Annotated in this window: 13 protein-coding genes; 1 reads left to right on the top strand and 12 read right to left on the bottom strand. The window is 50.4% G+C overall.

What is annotated here, in order from left to right; translation table 11 throughout:
- The 12 genes from AB1690_00620 to AB1690_00565 all read right to left on the bottom strand — a co-directional run.
- A partial coding sequence (locus tag AB1690_00620) for a twin-arginine translocase subunit TatC (protein ID MEW6013806.1) occupies positions 1-344 on the bottom strand: 344 nt, incomplete at its 3' end.
- Positions 345-409: 65 nt separating this feature from the next.
- Positions 410-859 carry a transcriptional regulator NrdR gene (gene nrdR, locus AB1690_00615; protein ID MEW6013805.1) on the bottom strand — a complete coding sequence of 150 codons (450 nt, stop codon included), beginning with the start codon at positions 857-859 and terminating at the stop codon, positions 410-412.
- On the bottom strand, positions 856-1356 hold the full coding sequence (locus AB1690_00610) for a cytidine/deoxycytidylate deaminase family protein (protein MEW6013804.1): 501 nt from the start codon (positions 1354-1356) through the stop codon (positions 856-858). The genes nrdR and AB1690_00610 overlap by 4 nt, the downstream gene beginning before the upstream one ends.
- Positions 1357-1380: 24 nt before the next feature.
- Positions 1381-2178: an SAM-dependent chlorinase/fluorinase gene (locus AB1690_00605; protein ID MEW6013803.1), complete on the bottom strand. Its 798-nt coding sequence runs from the start codon at positions 2176-2178 to the stop codon at positions 1381-1383.
- Positions 2166-2591, bottom strand: a complete 426-nt coding sequence (locus AB1690_00600) for a DUF296 domain-containing protein (protein ID MEW6013802.1) — start codon at positions 2589-2591, stop codon at positions 2166-2168. The genes AB1690_00605 and AB1690_00600 overlap by 13 nt, the downstream gene beginning before the upstream one ends.
- The gene (gene cutA, locus AB1690_00595; GenBank protein ID MEW6013801.1) at positions 2591-2905 is read right to left on the bottom strand and encodes a divalent-cation tolerance protein CutA; all 315 of its coding nucleotides are present in this window, start codon (positions 2903-2905) and stop codon (positions 2591-2593) included. Before cutA ends, AB1690_00600 begins: the two co-directional genes overlap by 1 nt.
- A 14-nt stretch (positions 2906-2919) precedes the next feature.
- Positions 2920-3225, bottom strand: a complete 306-nt coding sequence (locus AB1690_00590; GenBank protein ID MEW6013800.1) for an MTH1187 family thiamine-binding protein — start codon at positions 3223-3225, stop codon at positions 2920-2922.
- 135 nt (positions 3226-3360) lie between these two features.
- Positions 3361-4608 carry a serine hydroxymethyltransferase gene (gene glyA, locus AB1690_00585; protein ID MEW6013799.1) on the bottom strand — a complete coding sequence of 416 codons (1248 nt, stop codon included), beginning with the start codon at positions 4606-4608 and terminating at the stop codon, positions 3361-3363.
- A 16-nt stretch (positions 4609-4624) separates the two neighbouring features.
- Positions 4625-5065, bottom strand: a complete 441-nt coding sequence (rpiB, locus tag AB1690_00580; protein MEW6013798.1) for a ribose 5-phosphate isomerase B — start codon at positions 5063-5065, stop codon at positions 4625-4627.
- Position 5066: 1 nt separating this feature from the next.
- Positions 5067-6020, bottom strand: a complete 954-nt coding sequence (locus tag AB1690_00575; protein MEW6013797.1) for a branched-chain amino acid transaminase — start codon at positions 6018-6020, stop codon at positions 5067-5069.
- Positions 6021-6166: 146 nt separating this feature from the next.
- Positions 6167-6544 carry a hypothetical protein gene (locus AB1690_00570; protein ID MEW6013796.1) on the bottom strand — a complete coding sequence of 126 codons (378 nt, stop codon included), beginning with the start codon at positions 6542-6544 and terminating at the stop codon, positions 6167-6169.
- 137 nt (positions 6545-6681) lie between these two features.
- Positions 6682-6984 carry a hypothetical protein gene (locus AB1690_00565; GenBank protein ID MEW6013795.1) on the bottom strand — a complete coding sequence of 101 codons (303 nt, stop codon included), beginning with the start codon at positions 6982-6984 and terminating at the stop codon, positions 6682-6684.
- Positions 6985-7195: 211 nt separating this feature from the next.
- On the opposite strand from AB1690_00565, the gene AB1690_00560 reads away from it, so the two are divergent.
- Positions 7196-7391, top strand: a 196-nt coding sequence (locus AB1690_00560) for a hypothetical protein (GenBank protein MEW6013794.1), incomplete at its 3' end; no start/stop codon positions are given.

Raw genomic sequence — 7391 nt, 5'->3', positions numbered from 1 at the left:
ATGACTTTTTTCTCTTTGGAATAAAGTCCGGGGGCAATGAATTTCCAGAGTTGATAGAGGACCACCGGAGACGCCCCCAGAATTCCGGTATAGAAGGCGATTTTAAGATAGGCATAGAAGGAGCCGGTGATTTCGGTAAAATGGAGTTTGATATCCCCCAGGGGGTAGACTATGAATTTATATATCTCTTCGGCAAATATGAAGGCGACCACAGCCGCCGCGATAACGGCGATGACCGCTTTTATAAGGCGCCAGCGAAGCTCCTCGATATGCTCCAGAAACGGCATATCGCCCCCTTTTTTGCGGGGGGGAGCGGTATCATAGGAATCGGGATTCTTTTCCATGTCAGGGCGGAATTAAGAGAAAAAACCGGGGGAGGTCAATCGAATTCTATCAGCGCGGAAAGGGGCTATCCGAGCAGTTTTTTGAGTTCCTCGAAGAATTCGGCTTTATCCTGAAATTTGCGGTACACCGAAGCGAAGCGAACATAAGCGACTTCATCAACCTCTTTTAATTTTTCCATGACCATCTCTCCTATGAATTTGCTGGTGACTTCACTTTTGGAAAGTTCCTGCAGGCGGGCTTCGATTTCATCGACAATCGCTTCAATCTTCTTGCCGGAAACGGGGCGTTTGTTGCATGCCAGTTTAATGCCGTGGATTAATTTCTGTCGGTCAAATGGCTCCCGGCGGTCATCCGACTTGATGACGGTCAACGTAACATTCTCAATATATTCATAAGTGGTGAAACGCTCTTTGCAGTTAAGGCATTCGCGCCGTCGTCGCACCGCCCGTCCATCCTGAGCCGCCCGGGAATCAACCACCTTGTCTTCCTCATGTCCGCAAAAGGGGCATTTCATAGGGGGGAATCCTCTGCCACCGGTGAAGATTTTTCGAGAACCAGCTGATGCACCTCGACTCCGGCTTCATCCAGCATTTGACGGGAGAGGTCATCCGGGTACCCTTCGGCGACATAAATCTCCCGCACACCGGCATTGATTAATATTTTCGCGCAGAGGATACAGGGGAAGGTAGTCGAGTACAGGATGCCCCCCTCAATGGAGATGCCGGAGGTTGCGGCCTGAATGACCGCATTCTGCTCGGCATGAATGGCGCGGCAGAGTTCATGACGTTGCCCTGATGGTATGCCCAGTTCCTCGCGCAGGCAGCCGATATCGAGGCAATGTTTCAGTCCCGAGGGGGAGCCGTTATATCCGGTGGCAAGGACTTTCTTGTTCTTTACGATGACGGCGCCGACCTGCCGCCGGAGGCAGGTAGAGCGGGTAGCGGCAAGCATCGCAATCCGCATGAAATATTCGTTCCAGGAGGGACGATGATGATTCTGATTCTGGCTCATGGCGCCCTAATGTACAGGTAGTTTCTATTCCGGCGCAATCAAAATCTTGGCGCCTTTCTCATATTCGATACCGAACTTCTCAGCCGCGGAATTCTCGCGCACTCCTATTTCCAGAAATCCGGCGGAGTTGATATAAGCGAGCGGTTTGCCGACCGCGACATCGCCGAAAGTACCGCAAAGTGCGCCTATCCGGGTGCGGTTAAGATAGACGACGAAGGGGCGTAAAGGGAGGTCGGACTCCCTGATAGAGCTGACCAGATTACCGAATTTGTCGATATAAATCAGTTCGCCGATGACTTTATTGCCGATTTTCTTGACCAGAAAACTCTCTGTTTGAGAGAGATGGCGGATTGCCGAGCCCAGCTCCTGCGGAATAACTCCCCGCGAGAGATATGCCGCCGCCGGCGCAAATATATCGCGACCATGGAAGGTTCGGGAAACGACTTTCAGGTGATATTTTTTCCTGTTAAGCTGATAGATGCCGACTATTTCAGTCCGGTCGAGAAAAGCGAAAAGTCCATTGTCCGGACCGACGAAGAAATGATTAAGGGTTTCAATGAGAAGGGGACGGCGCTCGGTTCCGACCCCGGGGTCAACCACCGCCAGATGAATGGAGCCGGAGGGAAAATAGCGGCAGGAGGACTCCAGAACATAAGCGGCGGCTTTGATTCCGAAGGAGGGGATATCGTGGGTAATATCGATGGTCGTTGCAGCCGGATTAATGCCGGCCATGACCGCTTTCATCAAGGCGACATAGTTATCCTGCCATCCGAAATCGGTGGTCAGGGTGATAATCGGTCGCTCCGTTCTTACAACCGCCACTGGTTATAGCCGATTTTGGGGTCTCTTCCCCGAACCAGTTTTTCGCTGAAAACCCGCATATAGATTTCCAGGGTGACCAGCACGTTGCCATTGAATAAATGCCCGGTGTAAGTCTGCATGACGCCATCCGCCACCGTCACATGACAATGAATAAACGGCTCATCGGTATCCTCGCGAAACGCCACATTGCCGGTCAGATTGCCGACATCAAGGGTATCTTTGAAGACCCGTGTCATGTAGCTGTTGTCAGGAATGTTGTAGATACCGATTGTCGCCTGTCCCAGAGCGCCCATCCCGGTCAGAAAAGCGGCCTGAATATTATGCTCCTTGACAAAACTCTCCAGGGAGCAGATGACCTCATCGCCTTCATCGAGGCGAATCAGGTAACCGCCCTCTACCTTACGGAAATTCATTATTTTGTTTCCTCGTCGAGCCAGTCAAGGTAATCAGGATTACCTTCGGCAATATTCAAAGAGACCACCTCGGGGATATCATAAGAATGGTTCTCTTTGACATATTTGATAAGATTTTCCACTTTCTTGGTGGCGGTTTTGATGATCAGCAGCGCTTCGTCATCGGAGGTAATTTTTCCTTTCCAGCGATAGATGGAGCGGACGGTGTCGACAATATTGACGCAGGCGGCGAGTTTGTTTTCGACTATCTCGGTAGCCAGAGCCCGGGCTTTGTCGCGCTGCACCGTTACAAAAACAACTCTAAAGGCAGACATATCTTCACCTCAATCTAAGATTTGAGTTTTCTTCCCAGTTTTTTTTCCAGAGAGCGGACCTTTCCGGTCAGACGGTTCTTTGCCCCTTTGCGGTCATCCATTGTGAGAACCATATAGATGCGGTTGTGCGACCTCCGCAGTCTCAGCCGGCAGCGGTTTATGAGCGGCATTATCTTGTCCCATTCCCCTTCGATGACGGTGGACATCGACGAAGTTCGGTAAGGCAGTCCCGATTTGTCTATGAGGTCGATGATTTTGGCGACCTCAGAGGAAGCCGATTCTTTTTTCCCGACCGGAAACATTGAAAACTGTATCAGCATATCACAATTTCGTTGAGAGAGTTTACTTTAAGAGACAAATTTATTCAAAAAACCTCTCATAATGCAATAATAAAAAACCGGCGGTTCTCAGTCGCCGGTACTTATTTATCGGACAGATATCGCCGGAAATCAAGGCTAATCTTTTCGCTGCGAATAGAGGGGAAATTTCGCGCAGAGCGATTTGACCTCGGCGGCAACCGCTTGGAGCAGCGCCTCGTTGTCGAGATTCTTGATAACGCGGTCGATAAAGCCGGCGATAATTTTCATCTCTGATGGTCCCATCCCGCGAGTGGTTATTGCCGGCGTGCCGATTCGGATGCCGGAGGTAACAAACGGTTTCTGGGGGTCAAAGGGAACGGTATTTTTATTAACGGTAATACCTGCGACATCGAGCGCTTTTTCGACTTTCTTACCGGTTAAACCGATTTCAATGAAGGAGACCAGCATCAGATGAGTATCGGTGCCGCCGGAGACGATATGGTACCCTTTGGATTTGAGTTCATTTGCCAGGACGGAAGCGTTTTCCACGATTCTTTTCTGATAGGCTTTGAAGTCATCGCTGAGGGCCTCTTTGAGGGCGACCGCCTTGGCGGCGATGATATGCATCAAGGGTCCCCCCTGAATACCGGGCATAACGGTGCGGTCGAGGTCAGCGGCATATTTTTCTTTGCACATCACCATCCCGCCGCGGGGACCGCGGAGGGTTTTGTGAGTGGTGGTGGTGACGAAGTCGGCATAATGTATCGGCGAGGGGTGCAAACCGGTGGCGACCAGTCCGGCGATATGGGCGATATCGACCATCAGGTATGCCCCGCAGGCGTCACAGGCTTCGCGGAATCTCTTGAAATCAAGGAAGCGAGGGTACGCCGAGGCTCCGGCGACTATCATTTTCGGTCTAATCTCTTTAGCCTGGGCGACCAGTTTATCGTAGTCGATTACTTCGGTATCTTTCTCCACCTGATAGGAAGAGAATTTGAAAAGTTTGCCGGAGAAATTTATAGGGTGGCCATGAGTCAAATGGCCGCCGTGGGAAAGGTCCAGCCCCATCACCTTGTCGCCCGGCTCCAGGACAGTAAAATAGACCGCCATATTTGCCTGGGAGCCGGAATGCGGCTGGACGTTGACATGCTCGCATCCGAAGAGCTGCTTAGCGCGCTCACGAGCCAGATTTTCGGCCATATCAACAAATTCGCAGCCGCCGTAGTACCGTTTGCCGGGATACCCTTCGGCGTACTTGTTGGTCATGACGCCGCCGGCCGCTTCCAGAACTGCTTCGGAAACAAAATTTTCCGAAGCGATTAATTCCAGTTTGTCCGATTCCCGGTTTACTTCGCCGACGATGGCATTGTAGATTTCCGGGTCGGTCTGTTTCAGATATGACATTTCAGCACCTATCTTCTCACTTATTTTCCAAGTCTTCTATTTTCTGCAATCTTCGAATATGGCGCCCCCCTTCGAAAGCGGTTTCCAACCAGGTCTTGACGATATCCTCCAATTCCGCCTCGGAAGTGTATTTCTGAGAGAGAGTGAGCAGATTGGAATCATTATGGAAGCGGGCGTAATAAGCCATATCTTTGTTGAGAGCGAGAGTTGCCCGAATCCCTTTGACTTTATTGGCGGCGATAGTCATCCCGTTGCCGGTCCAGCAGACCGCCACTCCCCGGTCAACCGCTCCTTCCGCCACCGATTCGGCCACTTTTATTCCAAAATCGGGGTAATCGACCGAGTCCTTGTTATCTGTCCCAAAATCGACCACGGTATGGCCTAATTTCTGAAGGATTTTTTTTACTTTTTCCTTCAGTTCAAATCCGGCGTGGTCGGAGCCGAGAGCGATTTTCATATTACCTTTTGGCGGCAGCGGCAGTCTTCCTGGCGGGAACAAAAGTCAACCAGCCATATTTGTCGTCGGCGCGCCCTTCGAGAATATCAAAAAATCGCTTCTGCAGTTTTTCGGTAATCGGACCGCGGCGTCCGCTGCCGATAATGATGCCGTCAATTTCGGCAATCGGCGTTATTTCGGCGGCCGAGCCGGTGAAGAAGACTTCATCGGCGATATATAAGGCTTCACGGGGAATATTCTCTTCGATTACTTTAATTCCCATATCTTCGGCGAGACGAATCACGGAGCGGCGGGTGATGCCGGGAAGAATTGATGCCGAAAAAGGCGGAGTCACCAGAACGCCATTGCGGACGATAAAGATATTTTCTCCGGAGCCTTCTGAGACATTGCCATAGATATCGAGAGCAATCCCTTCGACACAGCCGCGCGCCAGCGCCTCCATTTTGATAAGAGCGCCGTTCATATAATTGGCTCCGGCCTTTGCCATCATAGGTGTGGTGTTGGGAGCGTTTCGATTCCAGGAGGAGACACAGACTTTGACCCCCTGCTCCAAAGCCTCAGGACCGAGATATTTCCCCCAATTCCAGGCGGCGATGGCGACATCAACCGGGCAGGTCAGCGGGTTGACGCCCAGCGAATCATAGCCGCGGTACACTACAGGCCGGATATAACATTCATCCAGATTATTAATAGCAATCAACTCGAGGATGGCATCGAATATCTGTTGCCGGGTGAAAGGGATTTCCATCCGGTAGACTTTGCAGGAGTTCCAGAGACGGTCAATATGCTCTTGCAGGCGGAAACAGGCGGGACCTTTGGGGGTCTTGTAGCAGCGCTGCCCTTCGAAGAGTGATGAGCCGTAATGCACGACATGAGAGAGGACATGGATTTTGGCATCATCCCATTTCACGAATTTTCCGTTCATCCAGATATATTCCACTTTGTTGAAAGGCATGACTCCTCCTGAAATTGGAAAGGATTAATATCTCATGGCAAAAATATAGAAAAAAATCAGGAGGAATTCAACCTAAATGATAGGCAAATCGGACAGAGTTTGTGAAATATTTCGCGAGCGTTCAGCCCCAAGTGAGATGCCGGATTTTAGCCGTTAATTAAAGTTTCGATAATCTCACTGAAGGGGGGCGAAATATAAATTATCTTATAGCCGGCCGAATAGAATTCAGGATTGATATCTTTCTCCGACCAGACACACTGGGCTTCGACCGTGATTTTCTGAACCCCCTTGACCTCTTTGGGAAGGTCGATTCGGAAATGATAGGTTTCATCCCTGTTGACCGCTATTGGTCCCAATGTTTTCATTCCTTCCAGGGTCAGATCGATCAAATGCCCTATTGATTCGTTGGTCTTGACATTGACAACTTCGAAATAATTCCGTTCGTAATTGTGGCCGTGCCGGAAGAAGTATGAGGTTCTCCAGCGGGCCAATTTTCTCTTTTCTTTGCTTAGAGTTTTTTCCATCGTGGTTCACCGAGACAAATCTGATGCCGTCATGCGCCGCGGACTCGGCTCCTTTGTTTTTAGTCGGTGTTCATAGGAAGACGGTGATTGTCTGGAAACGCCGCCTTCAAGGCCGGCGTTTTCTGCGGCACCGTCGATTACTTTGTCAGTTCAATACCGCAGCCGGGACAATGTTTGGGATTAAGCCTGTGCCAGAGAAGTTTGTGACATCCCGGGCAGCGCCACTGCGATAAAGTATAAGCCAGACCGCCAAGGGTCAGGATTGCCGCGGCGATATAGGCATATTCGACATCCATATATTTCCCCGGAAGAATGCCGGCGGACTGAGCGTAGCCGACCACGACCAGCAGAACGAATATGGCAAACATGATGCGAAACTGACGAAGACGTCGGCTTCTCGATTCGGCAAAAGCCTGAACAGGGTCAAATACTTCGTTCATAAAGACCTACCTTTCGGCCTTATGAGGCCAACAAAGATGATGTGTGCTCTTTAGATTATTTTCAAACCCAGGATGCTTGGTATTCAGATATATCGGTAGTACTAATAGGACGCTTGATTGGGAGGAGCCATTTTTTTGGTTCGATGTATGAAAATTGTACTATGCGGCGGGAGCTGGTGACAGGGGCTGTCACAACGATTCAGGAGTGAAAATGGGGCACTGGAACCGCCTTTCCCTCAAGGAGTTCGAGCGATTAGCCCAGGAGGAAGGTTTGTTTGTCCTGGGGACTGCCTGGACTAATGAAGAAAGAGCGGCAGGTCACGATTTTACATCGCAAGAGCCAGAAATGAATCTGCTTTGCAGATGTCAGCGTAAAATCAGGCCCTGCCGCAACAAGGAAGAGTGGC

The organism is Candidatus Zixiibacteriota bacterium, assembly GCA_040753495.1.
Taxonomy (GTDB): Bacteria; Zixibacteria; MSB-5A5; order GN15; family PGXB01; genus DYGG01.
This window is presented reverse-complemented; position numbering and strand designations above follow the sequence as displayed.